Annotated in this window: 23 protein-coding genes; 5 read left to right on the forward strand and 18 right to left on the reverse strand. The window is 67.3% G+C overall.

Going from position 1 to position 22,488, the window contains the following annotated elements:
- Window positions 1–18 precede the first annotated feature (18 nt).
- From LKD76_RS29985 to ftsH, 14 genes are all read right to left on the reverse strand, one after another.
- Window positions 19–441: a rhodanese-like domain-containing protein gene (locus LKD76_RS29985; protein WP_227985472.1), complete on the reverse strand. Its 423-nt coding sequence runs from the start codon at window positions 439–441 to the stop codon at window positions 19–21.
- A 68-nt stretch (window positions 442–509) separates the two neighbouring features.
- Complete coding sequence (locus LKD76_RS29990; RefSeq protein WP_227984729.1) at window positions 510–1,169, reverse strand: cysteine dioxygenase; 660 nt, start codon at window positions 1,167–1,169, stop codon at window positions 510–512.
- Window positions 1,170–1,354: 185 nt separating this feature from the next.
- On the reverse strand, window positions 1,355–2,149 hold the full coding sequence (locus LKD76_RS29995; RefSeq protein WP_227984730.1) for a type III pantothenate kinase: 795 nt from the start codon (window positions 2,147–2,149) through the stop codon (window positions 1,355–1,357).
- 24 nt (window positions 2,150–2,173) lie between these two features.
- On the reverse strand, window positions 2,174–2,593 hold the full coding sequence (gene panD, locus LKD76_RS30000; RefSeq protein ID WP_030517343.1) for an aspartate 1-decarboxylase: 420 nt from the start codon (window positions 2,591–2,593) through the stop codon (window positions 2,174–2,176).
- A gap of 14 nt (window positions 2,594–2,607) precedes the next feature.
- Entirely contained in the window at window positions 2,608–3,573 is a 966-nt protein-coding gene (gene panC / locus LKD76_RS30005) for a pantoate--beta-alanine ligase (RefSeq protein WP_372465951.1), read from the reverse strand.
- Window positions 3,574–3,641: 68 nt separating this feature from the next.
- Window positions 3,642–4,664, reverse strand: a complete 1,023-nt coding sequence (locus tag LKD76_RS30010; protein ID WP_443678165.1) for a Rossmann-like and DUF2520 domain-containing protein — start codon at window positions 4,662–4,664, stop codon at window positions 3,642–3,644.
- Between the two features lie 154 nt (window positions 4,665–4,818).
- Complete coding sequence (locus tag LKD76_RS30015; protein WP_227984731.1) at window positions 4,819–5,793, reverse strand: AurF N-oxygenase family protein; 975 nt, start codon at window positions 5,791–5,793, stop codon at window positions 4,819–4,821.
- A 75-nt stretch (window positions 5,794–5,868) separates the two neighbouring features.
- Window positions 5,869–6,798, reverse strand: coding sequence for a DUF6779 domain-containing protein (locus LKD76_RS30020; RefSeq protein WP_227984732.1), 930 nt, complete (start codon window positions 6,796–6,798; stop codon window positions 5,869–5,871).
- Between the two features lie 70 nt (window positions 6,799–6,868).
- Window positions 6,869–7,339, reverse strand: coding sequence for a DUF3180 domain-containing protein (locus tag LKD76_RS30025; protein ID WP_227985475.1), 471 nt, complete (start codon window positions 7,337–7,339; stop codon window positions 6,869–6,871).
- A 22-nt stretch (window positions 7,340–7,361) separates the two neighbouring features.
- Complete coding sequence (folK, locus tag LKD76_RS30030; protein WP_227984733.1) at window positions 7,362–7,898, reverse strand: 2-amino-4-hydroxy-6-hydroxymethyldihydropteridine diphosphokinase; 537 nt, start codon at window positions 7,896–7,898, stop codon at window positions 7,362–7,364.
- A complete protein-coding gene (gene folB / locus LKD76_RS30035) occupies window positions 7,895–8,290 on the reverse strand; it encodes a dihydroneopterin aldolase (protein ID WP_227984734.1) in 396 nt (131 codons plus the stop codon). The genes folK and folB overlap by 4 nt, the downstream gene beginning before the upstream one ends.
- Entirely contained in the window at window positions 8,287–9,249 is a 963-nt protein-coding gene (gene folP, locus LKD76_RS30040; protein ID WP_227984735.1) for a dihydropteroate synthase, read from the reverse strand. The genes folB and folP overlap by 4 nt, the downstream gene beginning before the upstream one ends.
- 10 nt (window positions 9,250–9,259) lie before the next feature.
- Window positions 9,260–9,928, reverse strand: coding sequence for a GTP cyclohydrolase I FolE (folE, locus tag LKD76_RS30045; protein ID WP_227984736.1), 669 nt, complete (start codon window positions 9,926–9,928; stop codon window positions 9,260–9,262).
- Between the two features lie 126 nt (window positions 9,929–10,054).
- Window positions 10,055–12,424: an ATP-dependent zinc metalloprotease FtsH gene (ftsH, locus tag LKD76_RS30050; protein WP_227984737.1), complete on the reverse strand. Its 2,370-nt coding sequence runs from the start codon at window positions 12,422–12,424 to the stop codon at window positions 10,055–10,057.
- Window positions 12,425–12,736: 312 nt separating this feature from the next.
- On the opposite strand from ftsH, the gene LKD76_RS30055 reads away from it, so the two are divergent.
- Window positions 12,737–13,660 (forward strand): hypothetical protein, encoded by a 924-nt coding sequence (locus LKD76_RS30055; protein WP_227984738.1) that lies wholly within the window; start codon window positions 12,737–12,739, stop codon window positions 13,658–13,660.
- 15 nt (window positions 13,661–13,675) lie between these two features.
- Here the strand turns inward: LKD76_RS30055 and LKD76_RS30060 are convergent, their stop codons facing one another.
- A complete protein-coding gene (locus tag LKD76_RS30060) occupies window positions 13,676–14,497 on the reverse strand; it encodes a DUF1266 domain-containing protein (protein ID WP_227984739.1) in 822 nt (273 codons plus the stop codon).
- A gap of 182 nt (window positions 14,498–14,679) precedes the next feature.
- Here LKD76_RS30060 and LKD76_RS30065 point away from each other — a divergent pair, with 182 nt between their 5' ends.
- Window positions 14,680–14,928 carry a DUF2277 domain-containing protein gene (locus tag LKD76_RS30065; protein WP_227984740.1) on the forward strand — a complete coding sequence of 83 codons (249 nt, stop codon included), beginning with the start codon at window positions 14,680–14,682 and terminating at the stop codon, window positions 14,926–14,928.
- Between the two features lie 34 nt (window positions 14,929–14,962).
- On the opposite strand, the gene LKD76_RS30070 is transcribed toward LKD76_RS30065, so the two are convergent.
- Window positions 14,963–16,231 (reverse strand): PucR family transcriptional regulator, encoded by a 1,269-nt coding sequence (locus LKD76_RS30070; RefSeq protein WP_227984741.1) that lies wholly within the window; start codon window positions 16,229–16,231, stop codon window positions 14,963–14,965.
- A 330-nt stretch (window positions 16,232–16,561) separates the two neighbouring features.
- On the opposite strand from LKD76_RS30070, the gene LKD76_RS30075 reads away from it, so the two are divergent.
- From LKD76_RS30075 to LKD76_RS30085, 3 genes are all read left to right on the forward strand, one after another.
- The gene (locus LKD76_RS30075; protein WP_227985476.1) at window positions 16,562–18,085 is read left to right on the forward strand and encodes an aldehyde dehydrogenase family protein; all 1,524 of its coding nucleotides are present in this window, start codon (window positions 16,562–16,564) and stop codon (window positions 18,083–18,085) included.
- Window positions 18,082–18,921: an SDR family oxidoreductase gene (locus LKD76_RS30080; protein ID WP_227984742.1), complete on the forward strand. Its 840-nt coding sequence runs from the start codon at window positions 18,082–18,084 to the stop codon at window positions 18,919–18,921. The genes LKD76_RS30075 and LKD76_RS30080 overlap by 4 nt, the downstream gene beginning before the upstream one ends.
- Window positions 18,922–19,291: 370 nt before the next feature.
- The gene (locus tag LKD76_RS30085; RefSeq protein WP_372466016.1) at window positions 19,292–20,608 is read left to right on the forward strand and encodes an amidase; all 1,317 of its coding nucleotides are present in this window, start codon (window positions 19,292–19,294) and stop codon (window positions 20,606–20,608) included.
- Window positions 20,609–20,658: 50 nt separating this feature from the next.
- On the opposite strand, the gene LKD76_RS30090 is transcribed toward LKD76_RS30085, so the two are convergent.
- Window positions 20,659–21,540: a LysR family transcriptional regulator gene (locus LKD76_RS30090; RefSeq protein WP_227984744.1), complete on the reverse strand. Its 882-nt coding sequence runs from the start codon at window positions 21,538–21,540 to the stop codon at window positions 20,659–20,661.
- A 376-nt stretch (window positions 21,541–21,916) separates the two neighbouring features.
- Complete coding sequence (hpt, locus tag LKD76_RS30095; RefSeq protein WP_227984745.1) at window positions 21,917–22,471, reverse strand: hypoxanthine phosphoribosyltransferase; 555 nt, start codon at window positions 22,469–22,471, stop codon at window positions 21,917–21,919.
- Between the last annotated feature and the right edge of the window lie 17 nt (window positions 22,472–22,488).

Here is a 22,488-nt window from a genome sequence, read left to right on the forward strand (position 1 = left end):
CGCCGCTCACCGGGCCGATTACAGCGACACCAGCGCGTTGATCTCACCGGCCAGATGCGGTGCGCCCGCGGCCACCGACAGCAGCCCCGCGGCCTTTACCGCCTGGTAGCCACCGACCAGATCGGTGGCCCGATGCAGCCCCAATTGCTGCAGCGATGCCGCGGCCAGACTCGAGGTGTATCCCTCCGAGCACACCACCACCCATTCGCGGTCGTGATCGGAGGCCAGCGCCAGCCGGGCCGAACTGGTCGGATCCAGCCGCCACTCCAGCACATTGCGCTCGATGACCAGCGCCCCCGGTAGCGTGCCCTCCCGCACCCGCTGGGCCTGCGGGCGGATATCGACCAGCAAGGCCCCCCGCGCGATCGCCTCCGGCAATTCGAACGCGTACATGCGCTTCAGCTGCGCACGAGCGGCGTCCAGCATCCCGGCGATAGTCATGTGGCCTTCGCGGGCCCCTCCGTGGTTACGCAAGCCGGCGCCTTCCAGGTCGGCGCTCCCCATGTGCGTCATTTCACATCGCCTTCGGGCTGATCGGTGAGCACGGAGCGGGTGCGCCGTAGCGTCCCGTGACCGGTCACCTCGTAATAGGACATGGCAGACAGCGGTGGTGAATAGGCATGCACCGACAACGTCGGATTCGACGGTTCGGGAATGCCCGCGAATTGATCCGGGGCACGCACCACGTCGTGCACCCAACCGAGCGGGAAGGAAGCTTGATCGCCGGCGGAAAGGGTGCGCTGACGCAATTCCTTCCCATTCCAGCGGAATTCCGACAACGCGCCGCTCAGTACGGTCAGCGCGCCGAGCGATCCGGCATGGTCGTGCAATTCCGTCGACCGGTCCGGCACCCAGCTGATGAGCCAGACATCGACCTCGTCGTCGGCGAGTATCCGTACCGCCCAGCGGTTCTCGGTCGGCCAGGCGCCACCGGAGGGCAGCAGATGATCGAAACGGCCCGCGAGCACGTCCTCGGCACCCTCATCGGTCAGCCGCAACAGATCCGCCGGACGCAGCCGGGTCGGCAGCGCCGACGACACCGAACGCTCGGCGAGCTCGGCGGCGAGGCGCGTACCGGACCGAACCGGCGGCAACTGCCCGGACCGGCGACGATCGGAATCAACGGTCGCGGTGGAGTCGATAGCAGCCGTGACAACAGAGGAACGCATGAGCGAGGCTCCAGGAGTAGTGGGATGACCGAGGGCGGATACGCAGCCTCGACATCAGCCGAGGCGAATCAGCCTCGACAACACTCCTGGGTGCTCACGCGGAAAGTCACGAGCCGAAGTCTAGCAGGACGTTCCCGATGCGCAACCGCGGTGTGCTCCGCTCCACAGCGGCGCCCGTCCGGCGCTCACGTGCGACGACGCTGCTGGTTGCGCTCGTAGACCAGGCGCAGGCCGTCCAGCGTCAGATGCGGTTCGTGATGATCGATCGTCTCCGATTCGGGCACGATCAACGGCGCGCTCGGACCGGTCGCCACCACCGACACGTCGTCACCGGAGAAGGTGTCCAATTCGTCCCGGATCCGGTCGATCAGGCCGTCGACCAGGCCGGCGAATCCGAATACCGCGCCCGATTGCATGCACTCCATGCTGTTCTTCCCGACCACCGACCGCGGCCGGGTCAACTCCGCCCGGCGCAGAGCACTGCGCGCCACCAGCGCCTCGGTCGAGATCTCCACTCCGGGAGCGATTGTGCCGCCGAGGAACTCGCCCTTCGCCGACACCAGATCCACACAGATGGCGGTGCCGAAATCGACCACGATCGCCGGTGAGTCGAAGCGGTGATACGCCGCCAGGCAATTCACGATCCGGTCGGCGCCGACCTCCTTGGGATTGTCCACCAGCAACGGAATCCCGGTTCGCACACCGGGTTCCACCAACACGTGTGGCACATGAGACCAGTAGCGGCTCAGCATCGTGCGCAGCTCGCGCAGCACCGGCGGCACGGTGGACAGCGCCGACACCCCGATCACCTGATCCAGCCGATCGCCCACCAAACCCCGCACCTGCATGGCGAATTCGTCGGCGGTCAACAGTGGGTTGGTGTGCACCCGCCAGGTGTGCACCAGTTCGGCGTGCGAACCACTGCCCGAGAACAGGCCGATCTCGATACTGGTGTTGCGGACGTCGATCGTGAGCAGCATCCTCGATGCCCCGCTGCCCGCGGCTCAGGCGAAGGTCAGCGAACGCGGCGAGGTCAACCCCGAACCCTCCGGGGCGTGCGCCGGATCCGACCCCAGCTCCACCGGACGATTGCGGTCGTCGACGAAGACCACCCGCGGCTGGTACTCGCGCAGTTCGGCCTCGTCCATCATGCCGTAGGCGATCAGGATGACCAGATCTCCCGGATTCACCAGATGCGCTGCCGCACCGTTGATTCCGATCACACCGGAACCACGCTCACCGGCGATCACATAGGTCTCCAAGCGGGCGCCGTTGTCGATATCGACAATGCAGACCTGCTCACCCTCGAGCAGATCCGCGGCATCCATCAGATCCGGGTCCACCGTCACCGAGCCCACATAGTGCAGATCGGCGTGCGTCACCGTGGCGCGGTGGATCTTCGACTTCATCATCGTGCGCAACATCGTGGTCGCCTTTCCTATGCGTCGGCCTGGGCAGGCTGGGAGGGGGTAGCGGACATGCCGTCGGCGGTTCCGGAGGACGCGACGGTGACAGCCATGTTGTCGATCAGGCGGGTCGTGCCGATGCGGGCGGCCACCAGCAGGCGGGCGTTACCGCTGTCCGGAATCGGTCCCAGATCGGCGCCGCGCAATTCCAGGTAGTCGACATCCACATCGGGAGCGCTGTCGAATACCGACCGGGCAGCGGCCAGCACGGCGTCGGGCCCCAGGCCCCCCGCGTGCCGGCCCGCCACCAAAGCCGCCGACAACGTGATCGCCAGCTCGCGCTGCGCATCGTCGAGGTAGCGGTTGCGCGAGGACAACGCGAGACCGTCGGCCTCGCGGACCGTCGCCACCGGAATGATGTCCATATCGAAATTCAGATCGCGGACCATCTGCCGGATCAAGGTCAGCTGCTGATAATCCTTCTCGCCGAAGAACGCCTCGTGCGGGTGGACGATCTGCAGCAGCTTCGCCACCACCGTCAACATCCCGGCGAAATGGGTCGGCCGGCTCGCGCCCTCCAACTCGGCGCCCAGTGGGCCCGGATGCACCGACGTCCGCGGGCCCTCCGGATACATCTGCGCGACGCTGGGCGCGAACACCATCGCCACACCCTCCTCGCGCAGCAGGGCCACATCGGCATCCAGCGTGCGCGGATAGGTGTCGAAATCCTCGTTCGCGCCGAACTGCAGCGGATTGACGAAGATCGACACCACGACAACCTGATTGGTGCGCTTGGCCCGGCGTACCAGCTCCAGATGTCCTTGATGCAGCGCACCCATCGTCGGCACCAGGGCCACCGTGCGGCCCACCGCACGCAGGGCGGAGGTCACCGCGGAGACCGCCGCCGGTTCGTGCACCACCGTCAGCTCACCCGGGCGATACAGCTGCCGAAGCTGCTCGGGGCTCAACTTCTTCACCCCCGCGCGATTGTCGCTCACTGTGCCTCCAGCATCCTTGCGGGACACCCGCACCCGGTCGGCACAGCAAGCCGCTGCGCGATTGTCGCTCACTGTGCCTCCAGTAGATCGATCAGTTCCTGGTCCGCGCCCGCCAGCCGCGCCGTCCGCAGCGACATCGCGCGGTAGCCGGCGGCCAGGCCCGGATCGGTCGCCTGCAGTGCCGCCAGATGTGCCGACACCGCGGCCGCATCACCCCTCGCGACCGGCCCGGTCAGCGCGGGCAGGCCGCGCCGCAGCGCGTTGTCCAATGCCGCGGAGGCCAACGGCGCCAGCATCCGTTCGGCCAGGCCGTTCGGCTGATCGTCGACCACCTGCTGGCCCAGCAGACCCGGCCCGCCCAGCGCGGCCCGCAATGCGGCCACCGCGTCCACGATCAACGTGACCAGGTGATTGCTTCCGTGCGCCAGCGCCGCGTGATACAGCGTCCGGTGCTCCTCCAGCACCCGCACCGGCTCACCGCCCATCTCGATCACCAGCGACTGCGCGATCGCATAACCGATCTCGTCGGCCGCGGTGATCCCGAAGCAGGCATTGGCCAGCCGCGCGGTGTCCTCGTCGTGGCCGGTGAACGTCATCGCCGGATGGATCGCCAGCGGACGCACCCCGCACTCGGTCAGCGGCGCCAGCGCGCCCACCCCGTTCGCCCCCGAGGTATGCGCGACGATCGTGCCCGGACGAACCACACCCGACGTCGCCAAACCGGCCACCAGACCGGGCAATTCACTGTCCGGCACAGCCAGGATCAGCAGTTCGCTCCGCGCGGCGATCTCCTCGACCGGCAGAATCCGCGCCTCCGGCAGCCTGGTCCGCGCACGATGCCGCGACACGTCCGAAATCGCGGAAACCCCGAAAACCACATGTCCGGCGCGTTCCAGGGCGACACCCAGCGCCGAACCCACCCGGCCCGCCGAGACGATGCCGACCGTCAGCCGAGCGGGCGCCGGATCACCCTCGGACAGTCCGGAACCGTGAAAATCGGAATCCTCGACGCGACCCGTGTGCGCATTCTCGCCCGCCACAGGCCGTGCATACCCGGCCTCGTCGGACCGCGAATACTCAGAGGTCACCATTGTCCTCTCGAAAAGTCGTTCCAGTCCCGCACAGCGGGTACCGGACGTTACGAGTCGAGAATAGGCAAGCCCACACAGCGCGACCAGGGCAGGGGCGCGTGATATTTCCCTCAGTACCTGCGGCCTGCGCTCGCCGAGGCCGATACCGCCGAAGCTACCGCGCGGGTTCGCTGCGATAGCGGCTGGCCGGGCCGTCAATCCCGAGCAGGCGCCAGGCCACCTTCGCGACCGGGTTCATCAGGCCGCTGCTGGTCGCCAGAGCGCGGACGTCGCCGAAGACGTTGCGCATGGTTGCCCGAGATTTCGGGCTGCTCCAGTAGGCCTCGCGCATGACCCCGGCGGGGATCTCGAACTTCTCCACGAATTCCCTGGGCGGGGTCATGATCATGTCGAGCATGATGCGCATCGCGGTCGGGAACAGCAGCGACAGCAGAAATTTCGTGGCCGGATTCATACCGGGCACATTGCGGCGCAGATATTCGTGGGCGAAGGAGATGTGCCGGGCTTCCTCGGCGACGTGAATCTGCATCACCCGCTGCACCATCGGGTGCAGGTCCGCACCGGCGCGCAGCAGCGATTTCTGCAGGTGGTCGATGGGCTCCTCGCCACCGAGAATCATCGTGAAGAACAGTTCCGGGAAGTATTTCACCGCGGGCCAGATGATCATGGTCAGCTTGCGGTCGATGGTGCCCATGCCGACCACATCCTCGCCGATGCGGTTGATCATCTCCTGGAACATCATCGTGTGGTTGCACTCTTCGGCAGCCTCGTGGGTGACGTACCGGAACTCCGGGTCACCATTGGGGACCGACACCAGATACTGCATGAGGCCGCGGATCAGCAGCTGCTCGAAATCCAGTCCCACCTTGGCGATACCCGCCTGCCGCCACAAGCCCATCGCGATCTGGCGCTCCACCGGCTGCGCTTTGTACCAGGGGTGGCGGCCGAGCGGATCCTCCTCCGGCATGATCCAGCGGGTATCGGTCGGGTCGACCGCGAAATCCGGTGAGTCCCAATCGATGTCGATGTAAGGATCGAAGTTCTTGTGCACCGACCCCTCGGACAGACCGCGCAGGATCTGGTGATAGTCGGAATCGACCGGCGTGTTCTCGGCAGCAGTGGACAGCATCTGCGGTGTCTCCTTCGCGTACTCCTCCAGCGAAGTTAGCGATACTGCGCGTTACATGCAACCTGTTTCAGTGCATTACTTGGCGCTGTTCTGCTCCGACCGCAGGTTCGCCATGATCTCCGCGACCGTGAGCTTGCGGCCCGGCTGATCCTCATCGGAATCGGCGTGACGCCGCCGGCGCGTGCCGGCGGTCCCCATGGGCGCAGCGGGCTGCGGCGGAGCCAGCCGCGGCACCGCGGAGCCGGGGCTCGACGCCGCCTCCGCGGACGACGACTCCTCGGCCGAAGCCGCGGAACCCTGCCCGGACTTCGTCTGCCGCGTCTCGTCGGCTTCCTCGGAGTCCTCCTCGGACGGCTCGGCCGACACCACCGCGGTCTCCGCCGTGACCGGATCGTCGTAGGGGCTGGCGAAGGCCGGGGGCTCGGGATGGTCGGGATCGAACACCGGAGACACCACATGCAGCGGAACGGAAGGCGAACTCCACGCGTCCCAGTTGTCGGTTTCCTGCGAGTTACCGTTCGCCATGGCGGCGTGGGTCAGCTCCTGCACCCGCACGGCCTCGGCGCGCAGCGCCGGACGGTCGACCAGGAGGTCGCCGTCGAACAGTCGATGCAGACTTTCCCGCAACACCGACAGCTCGGTGCGCAGCGCCGCGAGTTCGGCCGCATCCGCGCCCACCTCGCGGCGCACCCGCGACTCGACGCCGAGCTCGTATTCGCGGCGCGCGGTGATCTCGCGTTCGAGCTGCAGTTCGTAGACCTTCTGCAGGTCGCGCGTCTTGGCCTGATCGATCGCCGCATCTCGGCGGTAGCGAGTAGCCGCCAACGCGGCCAACGCGGCGGCCCACAGGGCCGCCACCAAGCCGACTCGGATCAGTTGCACGTTGTTGCTGAAAATCAGAAACACACTGGCAATCAGACCGAGCAGAATCAATACGCCGACGACGATTTTTCCCGCGTGGTCCCGCTGCCGCGAGGAAGTACTGCTACGGGAGGGTGAAACCATGCCCGCAAGGGTAGCTCGAATAGCCGACTCCGGCTCGAAGCCGGTACGGCAGGTCCATCGAGTCTGTTAGCTATGAGGTAGCTGGTTCATCTGGTGGCTCATGAGGCGCGCGACAGCAATACTCCAGCCACAACGCCGCTGCCACCAGCACCACGCCGGCCACCAGACCCACGATCGCACCGGGGGTATCCGCGGCAGCCGCGCGAATCGTTCCACGCTGCGGAAACACCCAGATCAGAAAGCCCAGCCACACCCCAGCCGCCAGCGAACCCACCTGTGCCGACGCCTTCGCCAACGCCACCGCGCGAGCGGCGGTGATCGGATGCAATTGCTTCGGACCGTCGCCGATACGGTGATCGCCCACCCGCGCCCGAATCACGAACGCCAGCACCGCCTCCACGGCGGCGACCGGATACAGCGAGGCACCCGCGATCGCCGTGATCGGCGGAAAACTCGAATAGGCCCAGCGGGTGGCCACCCACGCCACCGCGGCCGCGATCGCGACATTCGCGAGCAGATCCAGAATCTTCGTCGGCTTCATCACGTTCATGACCGGCCGCCACTCATCGGTCCGCCGCGCGCAGCGACAACTCGGTCGCGCGCACGCCGTCGATCTCACCGGGTTCCAGGTCTGCCAGCCAGTCCCGGATCGGCCGCGTCCGTCCCCGCACCTCCAGGGTCGCGTCCGGTTCCACCTCCGACCAGGGCACCAGGACGAAGGCCCGATTGTGCGCCTGCGGATGCGGCAGGGTCAGCGTCGGATCGGCGCTGACGACCGGACGCAGCCCCTCACGCCGAACCTGCGCGCACCACACCACATCGACATCCAATGTCCGCGCACCCCAGCGAATCTCGCGGACCCGGCCGGAGCGCCGCTCCAATTCCTGACCGCGTTCCAGCCATTCCCGCGGCCCCCACGCCGGATCCTCGACCACGAGAGCCGCGTTCAGGTAATTCTCCTGCGGCACCCCGCCCCACGGCGGAGTGGAATAGACCGAGGACACCGCGACCAGCTGCGGCGCCAGTGCGTGGACCACACTGCGGAGGTGGGCGAACCGATCCCCCAGATTCGATCCGATCGACAACACCGCACGGCTCATCCGGCCACCTCCGGGGTGGACGCCGGCAGATCCCGGCGGCGCGTGGCCACCACGCGGACATCGGCGAAGGTGTGCGGAATCGGGGCGGCGGGCTTGTGCACGACCACCTCGGCGGCCGACACCCGCGCATCGCGGATGATCTCGTCGGCGATTTCGGATGCCACCGTCTCGATCAAATTGCGCGGCGGCCCGGTGAGGATCGCCACCGCCCGCTGCGCCAACTCGCCGTAGTCGACCGTCGCCTCGAGATCGTCGGTGGCCGCCGCCTTCGCGAAATCCATCCACAACGTCAGATCCACGACGAATTCCTGACCGTCGCGACGTTCGAAATCGAAGCACCCGTGATAACCGTAGGCACGCAAGCCACGCAACTCGATGCGATCGGTACTCACTCGCTCCCCTGACTATCCGAATGCCCGTGCCCCGCAACCTGATCGGCGGCTCGCCGCTGCACCTGATCGGCGGCTCGCCACTGCACCTGATCGGCGGCTCGCCGCTGCACCTGATCGGCGGCTCGCCGCCATGCCTCCGCGACGGCGATGGCGTCGATGGACGACCGCACATCGTGGACCCGCACACCCCACGCACCGTGCGCCGCGGCCAGTGCGGAGATGGTCGCGGTGGCGACCTCACGCCCGTCGGGCGGGCGCGGACCGGACTCGTCGGCCAGCAGCGAACCCAAAAAACGCTTACGGGACGCGCCGACGAGAATCGGCAGCCCCTGGGCCGTCAGTTCCGGGAGTGCGCCCAGCAGTGCCCAGTTGTGCTCGGCGTTCTTGGCGAATCCGAGGCCCGGATCCAGGACCAGCCGGCTGGGATGCACTCCGGCCGCCATCGCCAGATCCACCTGTGCGGACAATTCGGCCAGCACCTCCGCGACCACATCGTCGTACTGCTCGGCGGCGCCGGTGTGGCGGTGATCGGCATCGGCGCGCCAATGCATGAGGATCCACGGAATCTCGGCGTCGGCAACGACCTTCACCATGTCGGCATCGGCCCGGCCACCGGATACGTCGTTGACCACGCTCACCCCGGCCCCGACCGCCGCGGCCGCCACACTCGCCCGCATGGTGTCGACACTCGTCGGCACCCCGGCGTCGACCAGGCCGCGAATCACCGGAACCACGCGTGCGGCCTCGGTCTCGGGATCGACACGCACCGCGCCCGGCCGGGTCGATTCACCACCCACATCGATGATGTCCGCGCCCGCCTCGTACAACCGCACCCCGTGCGCCACCGCCAGCGCCGGATCGAGATAGCGGCCTCCGTCGGAGAAGGAATCGCTGGTGACATTCACCACGCCCATCACCACACATGAGCGCCCGTCCCGCGGAATGATCAATGTGCTCATGGGCGACCGCTCATTTACGCAGGATGAGATCGAGCGCCTCGGCACGCGAGGACGCGTTGGTCTGCAGCAGTCCGCGGACCGCGGACGTGGTGGTGCTGGCCCCCGGCTTGCGGATCCCTCGCATCGCCATGCACAGGTGTTCGGCCTCGACCACCACGATGGCACCGCGCGGATCCAGCTTCCGCATCACCGCATCGGCGATCTGGCTGGTGAGACGCTCCTGAACCTGTGGCCGCTTGGCATACAGGTCGACCAGGCGGGCCAGTTTGGACAGGCCGGTGACCCGGCCCAGCGGACCCGGGATGTAACCGACGTGCGCGACACCGTGGAAAGACACCAGGTGGTGTTCACAGGTCGAGTACATCGGGATGTCGCGAACCAGCACCAGTTCCTGATGACCTTCGTCGAAGGTCGTGTTCAGCACCGAATCCGGTTCCGTGTAGAGCCCGGCGAACATCTCGCGATAGGCCCGGGCGACACGCGCCGGCGTATCGAGCAATCCGGGACGATCCGGATTCTCACCGACCGCGATCAGCAGGTCCCGTACCGCGGCCTCGGCCCGTTGCTGATCGAAGGGACGACCGGTCCCCAGGGCGATCATTACCGGTTCCTCCGCGACCGCGGAGGAACCCGCGGACGTCGAATCGGGGCCGGCGGGAGCGCCGTTGTTGGCCGACATTCGAGGACACCTCCACAATCACGTAAACAACGCGCCGACCGCGCGGTTCGCGGCGGTAACTCCCGCCGCGGGGATGCGACGGTCTACCACCCGTCGCATCCGACCGTCGAGCCTAATCGCAGGCGGTCAGCGCCGGCTGTTCGGTCCGTCCCAATCGCCGTGATCCTGGTTGCCGTTCTGCGCAGGGCCCTCTTGATCTCCGGACCATTCGGGCCGGCGGTGGCCGCCACCGTAACGCTGCGGTTCGCCGTACCCCGGTGCACCGCCGTACTCCTGCTGCTGACCACCCGAGGAATCCTCCTGCGGCGGCCAGCCCGGAGCCGACCAGCCGGCCGGGGCGCCGTAGTCGGGCCGGGAACCGTGAGTGCCCTGCCGCGGGTATCCCTGCCCGCCGGCCGGCCGCGGCGGATAGTTGCCCGGCTGCGGCTGGGCCGGATAGCCGTACGCCGGAGTCGGCTCGCGATACCCCTGCTGCGGATAGCCGTTGGCCGGAACCGGCTGCGGCGCCGGAACGGGAGCGGGCGGGTTGGGCTGTTGGTCCTCGGTCTCGTCCGGCCACGGCTCACCGCGTTCGGCGGCGAGTTCGCGGGGAGTCTTCACCGGCGGCCGATCCGAGGGCACGCGCTCACCGAAATCGTTGAACGCGGTGATGCGCGGCCGCTTGTCGACAGTGGACAGCACCTGTTCGAGGTCCTTGCGGTGCAGCGTCTCGCGTTCCAGCAGCGCGGTGGCCAGGGCGTCGAGTTCGTCGCGGTAGTCGTTGAGAATCGCCCACGCCTCGGTGTGGGCGGCCTCGATGAGGTTGCGCACCTCCTCGTCGATCTCGCGGGCGACCTCGTGCGAATAATCCGAGTTCGTGCCCATCGAACGACCCAGGAACGGATCACCCTGCTCTTGGCCGTACCGCACGGCGCCCAGCCGAGCGCTCATGCCGTATTCGGTCACCATCGCCCGGGCGATCTTGGTGGCCTGGTCGATATCGGAAGACGCGCCGGTGGTCGGCTCGTGGAACACCAGTTCCTCGGCCGCGCGACCACCCATCGCCATGACCAGCCGCGCGATCATCTCCGAGCGGGTCATCAGGCCCTTGTCGTCCTCGGGGACCGTCATGGCGTGACCGCCGGTACGCCCGCGCGCCAGGATGGTGACCTTGTAGACCGGCTCGATATCCGGCATCGCCCACGCGGCCAGGGTGTGCCCGCCCTCGTGGTACGCCGTGATCTTCTTCTCGTGTTCGCTGATGATGCGGCTCTTGCGCCGCGGGCCGCCGATCACGCGGTCGACCGACTCCTCGAGCGCCGGACCGGTGATGACATTGCCGTGCTCGCGGGCGGTGAGCAGTGCGGCCTCGTTGATGACGTTGGCCAGATCCGCACCCGACATACCGACGGTGCGCTTGGCCAGACCATCCAGATCGGCATCGGGAGCGATCGGCTTGCCCTGCGAGTGCACCCGCAGAATCGCCCGCCGCCCCGCGAGATCGGGATTGCCGACCGGGATCTGCCGGTCGAAGCGGCCCGGGCGCAGCAGCGCGGGATCCAGGATGTCGGGCCGGTTGGTGGCCGCGATGATGATGACACCGGTGCGGTCGCCGAAACCGTCCATCTCGACCAGCAACTGGTTCAGCGTCTGCTCGCGCTCGTCGTGACCGCCGCCGAGGCCGGCGCCACGCTGGCGGCCGACCGCGTCGATCTCGTCGACGAAGATGATGCACGGGCTGTTCTGCTTGGCCTGATCGAACAGATCACGCACGCGGGAGGCACCGACACCGACGAACATCTCGACGAAGTCGGAGCCGGAGATCGTGAAGAACGGGACCCCGGCCTCGCCCGCGACCGCGCGGGCCAGCAGCGTCTTACCGGTGCCGGGCGGGCCGTAGAGCAGGACACCCTTGGGGATCTTGGCGCCCAGGGCCTGATAGCGCGCCGGATTCTGGAGGAAGTCCTTGATCTCGTAGAGTTCTTCGACCGCCTCGTCGGCCCCGGCCACATCGGCGAATGTGGTCTTGGGCATATCCTTCGACAGCTGTTTGGCCTTGGATTTGCCGAAGCCCATCATGCCGCCGCGGCCGCCGCCCTGCATCCGGGCCATCACGAAGACGAAAAGCCCCAGCAGAATCACCATCGGCAGGACGAACAGCAAGATCTGCGTGAACCAGCTGTCCTGTTTGACCGCGGTGTTGTAGGGCGCGCCGGATGCCTGCACATCCTTGAGGATCTGCGCGGAGACCTCGCTGCCACCGGGGTACTTGGCCATGATCTGGGACTGGCCGCCGGTGGCGTCGTTGCCCTGTTTCAGGGTGATGCGCAGCTGCTGCTCTTTGTCATCGATCTGCACCTGCTTGACGTTCTGCTTATCGGCAAGCTGGGTGAGCGCCACCGACGTATCGACGTTCTTCCAGCCGCGCGTGTCGTTGCTGAAGTAGCTGACCAGATAGATCACGAGCAAGATGCCCGCGACTATGGCCAGATTGCGAAACACTGTCTTGCGGTTCATAGAGCGTCGGCCGGCTGGCCAGTCCTTTCCGGTGTTTCCGGTATGTGCCTACGATGCGTCGAGCGGTGCCGTATCCATATCGGCACCGAGCGGGTCGGGCAGAACGGATGCGGACAAGCCACGTTACCGCGTACGGTCTACTCGTTACATCGCGCAGTTCGGCAGCTGATGCAGTTCAACAGGTAAACGGTCGGAGAACGCTGGTGGTTCCCGACCGATCGGGCGATCACCCCCAGGGTGTCCGTCCAAGTGGTCCCAATCATGGCATGCACGACCTATTGTGAGCGACAACACAGAACGAACGCAGGGGGTATGGACATAGTCGAGCTACGGACACCCACAGCGATACTGCGGCACGGTGGCGGACGACTCCAGGTCCTGCGGCCGGGCTCCGACGGCGAACGTGTACTCGACGTCCCGGTATCGGACCTGCTCAAGGTCCGCCTCAACCGGCGCGCCGACGATGCCGTCGTGATCGAGATCTACCTGCGTTATCCCAGTCCGGTGCTCACCGGGGTCCCGGCCGATCGCACCCCCCTGCCGGTACTCATCGCCGAGCACGACGTGCCCGCGGCCACCGTGATCGTGGAACGAATCAACTCCCAGATCCTGGGCACCCAGCGCATCGATATGTCCGCACCGGACCTCGCTCCGCCCGCCCCGGTCTGGGGCCGCACCGGTCCGACCCGCGCCGACGTGGATCGCGCGGTGCGCCGGATGGCCCCGCGCCGGGAGGCGCGTTCGGCCGCCGGGGCGTTGAACGCGATGGTCACTCCCGACGAATTCATGCTCGAGACCGCGATGGTCACCGCGGTGCCGCCCGCCGGTCGAGGGCGCGGCCTGCTGGCGGTCACGACGGGGCGCGTGCTGTTGCTCTCGATCGGGTCGACCCCCCGATACGCCCACGAGATGCCGGTATCGGCGCTGATCTCGGCCGAAGTCGGTAAGGGCCCGGGGGACGAGCCCGGTGGCGAATACGGCATCGATCTCACCGACGGCAACACGACACTGCGATTCCAGGGCACGGATCGGGCCGATACCGACCGCATCGTCGGCGCGGTCAACTTCGCGATCCAGCGTGAATCGGCCGACGGCGCCGTAGCGCCGCCGGATCCCGGCGTGTCACAGCTGTACTCGGAGTGGGAATTACTGGTCGAACGGCATTCGCTGGCGATGGTCGACGATGCGCAGTTCCAGCGGTACGGCCGCGGGATACTGCGCTCGCTCCCCGACTGAGCCGGCTTCCCGGGGTCAGTCCCCCTGCAGCGCGATCCGCCGCCACGGGCTGCTCGGCCGCATCCACAGCCGAACCAGCTCGAGTCGCCGATCGGTGCCGCCCGATTTCAGTTCGGCCAGGTCCTCACAGGCCTGCCAGTAGGTCCAGCCGGTCAGGTAGGCGTCACCGAACTGCCGCCAGTTGCGATAGCGCTTCTGGGCCGGGGGTAGTGCCCGCATCACGTAATCCCAGGCGGTATCGGCCTCGAGATAACCCGCGGTGAAGGCCATGCGGGCCACCGCGACCACCCGGGCCAGATCCCAGGCCTGGATATCGGCCGGCAGCGGCTGGACCAGATGTCCGGTCAGATCGAGCTTGATGGCCTGGGACCAGATGTCGTAGTCGCGGACCAGCGCCTCGGGGTTGTCCATCCCCCGGAACGAGCCGACCTGCCGCAGGAATGCCCGGTGCCGATCGGCGCGCTCACCGAAGCGATCGCGTTCGGAGGAGTTGATGCCCGCCATCACCAGCGGATGCACCAGGGCGTACAGCGGAGAGTGCATCCCTTCCAGGAGTTGTTCCATCGAGGCCATCGCCTCGGTGCCGTCGGTGATACCCCACGCGCCGGTCAGCGTGTCGATGGCCAGTTCTCGGCGATCGCCGAGCGGATGATCGCGTTCGGGACCGAGCAGCAGCGCGTCGTGGAACGCGTCCCATCGCGCGGAGTAGAACGCGCCCAGGGACAGTGCGCGCAATTCGTCGTCGGAGACCTGGGCGCCGGACCAGTGATCGTCCTCGCGCTCGTCCAGTTCCGGGTAGGGGAAGGTGGTCAGGGTCGGCATGTCGCGGGCAGCCATACTTCCGATTGTGTCGTATCCGGCAACGGCGGGTCCGGTTATCCGGCGGATGCCGTGTCGACGGCGGATTCGGGTCCGCGACGCGACCCGATCGGACCGGTCCGCACAGTCCGATACATACATTTTTCACATCTGTCGTTTCTTCGGCCGCACAGGCCGGAACCTAGCGCTACTCTCGGCGCATGGGTAGCAACATCACCGTGCTGCGCGGGCTCGAACCCCGCGCTACCGACCAGGAAATCTTCGCTGCCGCACAGGAATACGTACGAAAGGTCGGTGGGCTGACCGGTCTGTCGTACGTGACCAAGCCGGCCTTCGACAAGGCGGTGGCCGCGGTGGCCGCGGCGACCACCACATTGCTGGCGGAACTGCCCGAACATCCGGTGACCCCGGCGGCCGAACCTCCGCTGCGCTCCGGCGACCTGGTCTGAAACCGCGACACCACACGGGTGCCGCGGATCCGCCTCACACGCCGTAGATCGCGACGCATTCCAGCGCGAGCTCCAGTCGCAGTCCGCATTCGTCGATTCGGCGCCCCAGTGACTCCTCTATGCGCTGAATCCGGTAGCGGACGGTGTTCTTGTGCACTCCCAGGCGCGCCGCGGCCCCCTCGGGACTGCGGTGGCAGCGCAGATAGGCCAGCAATGTGTCACGCAGCCGCGCCGAATTCGCGTTCTGCCCGGCCAGCGGCCCCAGCTCGCGCCGGATCAACGCGCGCATGGCCGCTTCGTCCACACCGGCCAGATAGGCCATTTCGACCTGCGAATACATCACCACCCGCCCGAGGTCGGCCGACGCCCGTTCGACCACCTGGCGGGCCGCGATCGCATCGCGGTGACTCTGCCGGAATCCGGCCACGCCCGCCGCGGGGACACCGCAGACCATTCGAACCGGTGCGTCGACCGTGACGTTCCCGATGACCGCGTCCGCGTCGATCGCGATCCACGCCCACAGTGCCGACGATCCGGCCGGGACGGTGAGCAGTCCGGCGCCGTCGAGTGCGTGCGCCACCCGGGTGGCGGTTCGCTCCAGCAGTCCGAGAGCGTCACCGCCGGGCGCCTCGGGCGGCTCGGCCGGCCCGAATGGCAGCGGGGTCGCACCGGGTGATTCGGTGTCGGTCCACAGCACCACGGCGATCTGGCGCCGCGCCAGCCGGAACCCCAGCCGGGCCGAGGCCTGGTCGGCGTCGATCTCCTCCCCCGACAGCAGTGCCCGCACGATCTCGGTGCGCTGATTCAGGGCCGCGCGCAGACCTCGTTCGCGCTCCTGCATATAGGTGTCGGTCAACGCCTCCACCGAGGTGTTGATCCAGCGGGCGGAGCGTTCGAAAAGCCGAATCAGGGCCGAACGCTCGAACTGACTGGGCAGTTGCCGCTCATCGATCACATCGGTCATGTAATCGATCGCGGCCTCCTGACCGGCGTGATAGACGCGCAGGAGCAGCCGCAGATCGTATCCGCGCCGGGCGAGGGTCCGGGCGAACGCGTGGGCCTGCTCCGGAACCGCGTAGTCCATCGTGTCCTGGGTCAGGCCGCTGAGTACCGCCAGCGCGTGCGCGCGGGTGCTCGATTCCAGGTCGCGCCGGATATCGCGGTCGGTCAGTTCGGGCACGCGGTCGATGATCTGCGCGTCGAGCCGGGATACGACCTGTTCGAGCGAGTCGGTGCGCAATGTCTCGGCGACGAAATCGGCCATCCACTGTCGCATCGCCACCCCGGATGGAGCAGTGGCCATTCCCGACCTCCGTTTTGTGTTCCGGACACAAAATCTGGCCAACTCCTTGAGCGTCGAGACCAAGCAGCGGCCAGATGATTGTGACACGATCATAGATCAGTGAAGTGATTCACACTGTCAACCGTTCGCAGCGCAGCGCACGTGGGGAGAGACGAGATCGTGCCGAATACCGAACCTTCGCCGGACGAATCCGCGCCCGGCAAAGCAGCCGCCCCTCGCAAGACGGCGGCCCGTAAGACCACCAGCCGCACCGCCGCCAAGAAATCGCCGGCGGCGAAGTCGGCGACCGCTACCGCCGAGCCCGCGACCGAAACCCCGGTCGCCACCGAGATCGAAGTGCGAAATCCGGCGACCGGGCAGGTCGTCGGTACGGTCCCGATCGAATCGGCCGACGCGGTCGCGGCCAAGGTCCGCGAGTTACGCCTCTATCAGCCCGAATGGGAGGCCATCGGACCCGAGGGCCGCAAGGAATGGCTGCTGAAGCTGCAGGACTGGATCATCGACCACACCGATCATCTGGCCGACGTGCTGCAGTCGGAGACCGGTAAGGCCCGGGTCGACGCACTGATCGATCCCAGCTTCTCGGTCGACCTCACCGGCTACTACGCCCGGCGGGCCGCGAAGTTCCTGGCCGACGAGCACCCCTCTCCGCACAGTCCGCTGGCCCGGGTCAAGAAGCTGACCACCGCGTGGCGGCCCTATCCGGTCGTCGGCGTGATCACGCCGTGGAACTTCCCGCTGGCGATGCCCGTGATCGACGTGATTCCGGCACTGGCGGCGGGCGCCGCGGTCGTGCTCAAACCGTCCGAGGTGACCCCGCTGTCGGCCTTGGAACTGGCGCGCGGCTGGGCCGAGATCGGCGCCCCGCCGGTGCTGGCCGTGGTCACCGGCGCCGGTGAGACCGGTGCCGCCGTGGTCGACAATGTCGACTACGTGCAGTTCACCGGTTCGACGAAAACGGGTAAGCGAATCGCGGCCGCCTGTGTGGAGCGGCTGATCCCCTACAGCCTCGAACTCGGCGGTAAGGATCCGGCGATCGTGCTGGCCGATGCCGATATCGATCGCGCCGCCTACGGGGTCGCCTTCGGCGGCCTGTTCAACGCCGGGCAGGTGTGTATCTCGGTCGAGCGGGTCTACGTCGAGGCGCCGGTCTACGACACCTTTGTTCGCAAACTGGCCGATCACGTCCGTGAGCTGCGGCAGGGCGCCGACGGCCGGGAACCGAAATACGACGTGGGCGCGCTGGCCAACGACGCGCAGAAGTCCATCGTCTCCGATCATGTCGAGGATGCGATCGCCAAGGGCGCGAAGGCCCTGACCGGCGGTAAAGCCACCGGAATCGGCACCTTCTACGAGCCGACCGTCTTGGCCGACGTCGACCATTCGATGACCTGTATGACCGAGGAGACGTTCGGCCCCACCATCCCGGTGATGAAGGTCGCCGACGAGGCCGAAGCCGTTCGCCTGGCCAATGATTCGATCTACGGCCTGTCGGCCTCGGTGTGGACCGGGGACAAGGCGCGCGGTGAACGGGTGGCACGGCAGCTGAACGCCGGTGCGGTGAACATCAACGACGTCTTCGCCAACATGTTCAGCTTCGCGCTGCCGATGGGCGGCTGGCAGCAGTCGGGCGTCGGCGCGCGCTGGGGTGGCGCCGACGGCGTGCGCAAGTACTGCCGCAAACAGGCGATCACCGTGCCGATCCTGCCCACGCAGGAAAAAGAGCTCATGTGGTTCCCCTACAACACCAACAAACTCGGTTTCGCGCTGGCCGCGATGCGGGCAGCGGGCGCGCGCGGCGTCCGCCGCCTGGGTATCAAGGATGTGCTGGACACGGTCGGAGGCAAGAAGTGACGGACTTCGGCAAGATCAACGGCAAGGTCGTCGTCATCACCGGTGGCGCCCGCGGTATCGGATTGGCGACCGCGACCCGGCTGCAGGCCCTCGGCGCGGCGATCGCGATCGGCGATGTGGACGAGGCGGCGGTCAAGCAATCCGGAACCGACCACGATTTCGACCACTACGGCCGGGTGGACGTCACCGATCAGCAGTCGTTCAACACCTTCCTCGACGAGGTCGAGCGGCAGCTCGGGCCGATCGATGCGCTGATCAACAACGCCGGCATCATGCCCACCGGCAGGGTGGTCGACGAACCGGATGCGCTGACCCGCCGCATCATCGATATCAATGTCTACGGTGTCATCCTCGGCTCCAAACTGGCGCTGACCCGGATGCTGCCGCGACGCAGTGGCCACATCATCAATATCGCCTCCCTCGCCGGTGAGACCCACATCCCCGGTCTGGCGACCTACAACGCCACCAAACACGCGGTGCTCGGCTTCACCGACACGCTTCGCGAGGAGTACCGGGAAACCGGCGTGTCGTTCTCGTCGGTGCTGCCGACGCTGACCAATACCGAACTGGGTTCGGGTGTTACGGCGCCGAAGCTGATGCGCCCCGCCGAGCCGGAGGAGATCGCCGAGGCGATCGCCGAACTGCTGGTGCGGCCGAAACCGAAGGTCCGCGTCACCACCACGGCCGGCGTCATCTCCCAGGTGGTCGGTCTGCTGCCGCAGTCGGTGGGCGATGCGATCGGCCGGGCGCTGGGCGCGCAGCAGGCCTTCCTCGGCGATGTCGACTCGAGCGCGCGCCAGGCCTACGAACAGCGGGTTCGCAACGGAACCGAGTAGCACGAGCGCCCCGGCCGCGTTGTCCAGCGGCAGCGCGGCCGGGGCATCTGCGGACAGTCCGGTATCCGCCACACACCCCGTGATCATCAACGGCGAGCGTCGCCGGAAGTGATTAACTTGCGCGACAACATCGAAACACCCCATATCGACCACGACGCGACGGGGGCTTTGAGATATGCACAACGAGGGCACCGCACTGGCCGACACCGCCCAGCGACACGCGACCGGTACCGACCCGCGGCAACCGGACGCCACCCACCACACTTCTGCCGAACCGACTTCGATCGATGACCAGGCCGCCGACCCACACCCCCGGGAGCAGGCCACGGAACCGCAGGTGGACCCCGCCGCACTGACCACCGCCACCGCCATGGCCGCCGCCGTGCGCGACGGCGCGGTGACCGCGGGACAGCTCACCGATATCGCTCTGGAACGGATCCGGCGCGGCGACGCCCGGGTCGGCGCGTTCACCACCGTTCGCGACGAGCGGGCCCGAGCCGAGAGCCGGGCCCTGGCCGATCGTCACGATCTCGACAGTCTGCCGCTGGCCGGTGTCCCGATCGCGATCAAGAACAATATCGACGTGGCCGGTGAGGTCACCGCGGCCGGATCACGAGCCACCCCCACGACCCCGGCGACCTCGGATCATCCGGTGGTCCGCCGGCTGCGCGCCGCCGGCGCCGTCGTGGTCGGACTGACCGAGATGCCGGAGGGCGGCCTCTGGGGCGTATCGGACACCCCGGAGCGAATCGCGCGCTCGCCGTGGAACGTCCGGCACAGTGCCGGCGGTTCGTCGGGTGGATCGGGTGCCGCGGTCGGCGCCGGACTGGTACCGATCGCCCACGGTAACGACGGACTCGGATCGGTGCGCATACCCGCTGCCTGCTGTGGGGTCGTCGGGATCAAGCCCGGTCGCGGGGTGGTGCCGGCCCAGGTGGGCGTCGACTCGTGGGGCGGAATGACGGAGAACGGGGTGCTCGCGACCACGGTCGCCGACGCGGCGCTGGTGCTGTCGGTGCTGGCCGATCGGCCCGCGCTGGCCGACCCGGAGCCGCCCGGTCCCCTGCGTATCGCGGTCGCGGCGGGCTCGCCGTCACCACTGATCCGGGTCGACACGCACTGGACGGCGGCGGCCCGGACCGCGGGCCGGATAGCCGGCGAGGCCGGGCACGGCGTCGTCCCGGCGGAGCTGCCCTATCAGGGCGCGACCACCGCCCTGGCCGGACGCTGGCTGGCCAATGCCGCTCGGGAGGCGGGTGCGTTCGCCAATCCGCAACTACTGCAACGCCGGACCCGGGTGCATATCGCGCTGGGGCGGGCGGTGTTGCGAGCCGGTCTGATCCGGCCGGGGCAGGTCGACCGGATCGAGGCACGACTGCTCGATTTCTTCGATCAGCACGATGTGGTGATCACACCGACCCTGGCCGCCCCCGCGCCCGCGGCACGGAACTGGCATGCCCGGGGCTGGCTCGCCAATATCGTTGCCAGCGTCCGTTTCTCGCCGTTCACCCCATTGTGGAATCTGGTCGGCTGGCCCGCGGTGAGTGTGCCGATGGGCCTGCACCCACGCACCGGAACACCGCTGGCCGCCCAGCTGGCCGGCCCTCCGGGCAGTGAATCCACCCTGCTACGCCTAGCCGCGCAGTTGGAGACTGCTCACCCCTGGCCGCGTACCGCCGAGGTCTGATCCGGCGGCCGGCGCATCACCTACTGTCCGGATACCTACTGTCCGGATACCTACTGCTCGGATTCGATGACGGAGAAGCCTCCGGCGACAACGCGATTGGCGAAGTCGAGAATCGTCGGCCGATCGTCGTCGGCGCGCCACACCATGGCCAGTTCACACGGCGCCAGTCCGGCCACCGGCCGGGCCGTGAGGCCGGGCCAGCGATACATCGGCACATTGTTCTCGGCCAGTAGGCAGACACCCAAGCCGAGACTGACGGCTTCGAGCCGCTCCTCGGCCGTGGCGGCCTCGCCGCCGATCTTGGCCTGGCGCCCGCCACGGGCGTCGGCACCGAGCCAGAAGTCCCGCGCCGCACCGGCTTCGGCCGGCATCGCGATGAACGATTCGTCGATCAGATCAGCGAATTCGATGGTTTCCTGATCGGCCAGCCGATGGTTCTCGGGCAGCAGCACCCACCGCGGTTCGGTGCGCAGCACCTGCCAGCGGTAGCGGCCCGAATCGGGTACCGGTAGCCACATCAGCGCCAGATCGGCCTGCCGGCCCGCGAGTCCGCTGGAGGGATCGGTCCACGAGGCCGAGTGCAGCGCCAGCCGGTGCCCGCTGGCACTCTCCAGCTCCGCGATCAGCCCTCGCCCGATCGAGCTCGGGATCCCGACCCGCAGCACCTCACCGGCTTCCTGCAGGGCCACGTTGGTGACCTCCCACAGTTCCAGAATCCTGCGGGCGCCCTCGAGCAGCTCCTTACCGGCAACGGTCAGCGCCACACTGCGCTGATTGCGATCGAACAGGACCACATCGAGCTGACGCTCGAGCTGACGGATCTGCCGCGAGAGTGTGGGTTGTGCGATGTGCAGCCGCTGAGCGGCGTTCGTGAAGTGCAGTTCCTCAGCCACGGCGACGAAGTACCGCAGGTCGCGCAAATGCGGGTCCATAGCACCTTGCTATCAGAATCGGTCTTGGAAATCCAGCCGCTTTAGACCTTCGAGTTTGAATAGAGGGTCATAAACAGCCAAACGGTTTGTTACTGACAGCATAGGGCTCCGCCATAAGGCCAGCACAATCGCACCGGCCAATTCCTGGCGAACCCGAAGTTCGAGACAGGAGGCGCGGCAGGCATCAAGATCAACACGACTGACCAGCAGTGATGCCCGATTGCGCATGACCCGGCGTGAACGTTGCAGAGGACACTCGCCGAGCCCAGCGGACCAGCAACTTCCACCCATAGCGACTACGCAGGGCACATGCTCAAACGGTGATATTCACCACACAGTGGCGGCTTTCGGCCGCGAAATCGGACGTCCGCCCAGTTCAGGAGCTGTAGACGCGCGGATTCAGAGTGCCGATATACGGCAGGTCGCGATAGCGCTCGGCGTAGTCCAGTCCGTAGCCGACCACGAATTCGTTCGGGATATCGAAGCCCACATTCGCCACTTCGAGCTGGGTGCGCAGCGCGTCGGGCTTGCGCAGCAACGTCACCACCTCGAGGGAAGCGGGGTTGCGGCTGGACAGATTGCGCATCAGCCAGGACAGGGTCAGTCCGGAATCGATGATGTCCTCGACGATCAGCACATTGCGCCCGGCGATGTCCTTGTCCAGATCCTTCAGAATCCGCACCACACCGGAGGACGAGGTGGACGATCCGTACGAGGAGACCGCCATGAACTCCATCTGCGTCGGAATCGGCAGCGCCCGGGCCAGATCGGTCATGAAGAAGATCGCCCCCTTGAGCACGCCGACCAGCAGCAGATCACCCTCGGGCGCATCGGCGGGATATCGCTTCGCGATGAGTTCGGCCAGCTCGTCGACCTTGGCTTGGATCTGCTCCTCGGTGATCAGCACCGACGCTATGTCGTCCCCGTACACGTGTGCTGGCTTCCCTT

It is taken from the genome of Nocardia spumae, assembly GCF_020733635.1.
Classification (GTDB): domain Bacteria; phylum Actinomycetota; class Actinomycetes; order Mycobacteriales; family Mycobacteriaceae; genus Nocardia; species Nocardia spumae.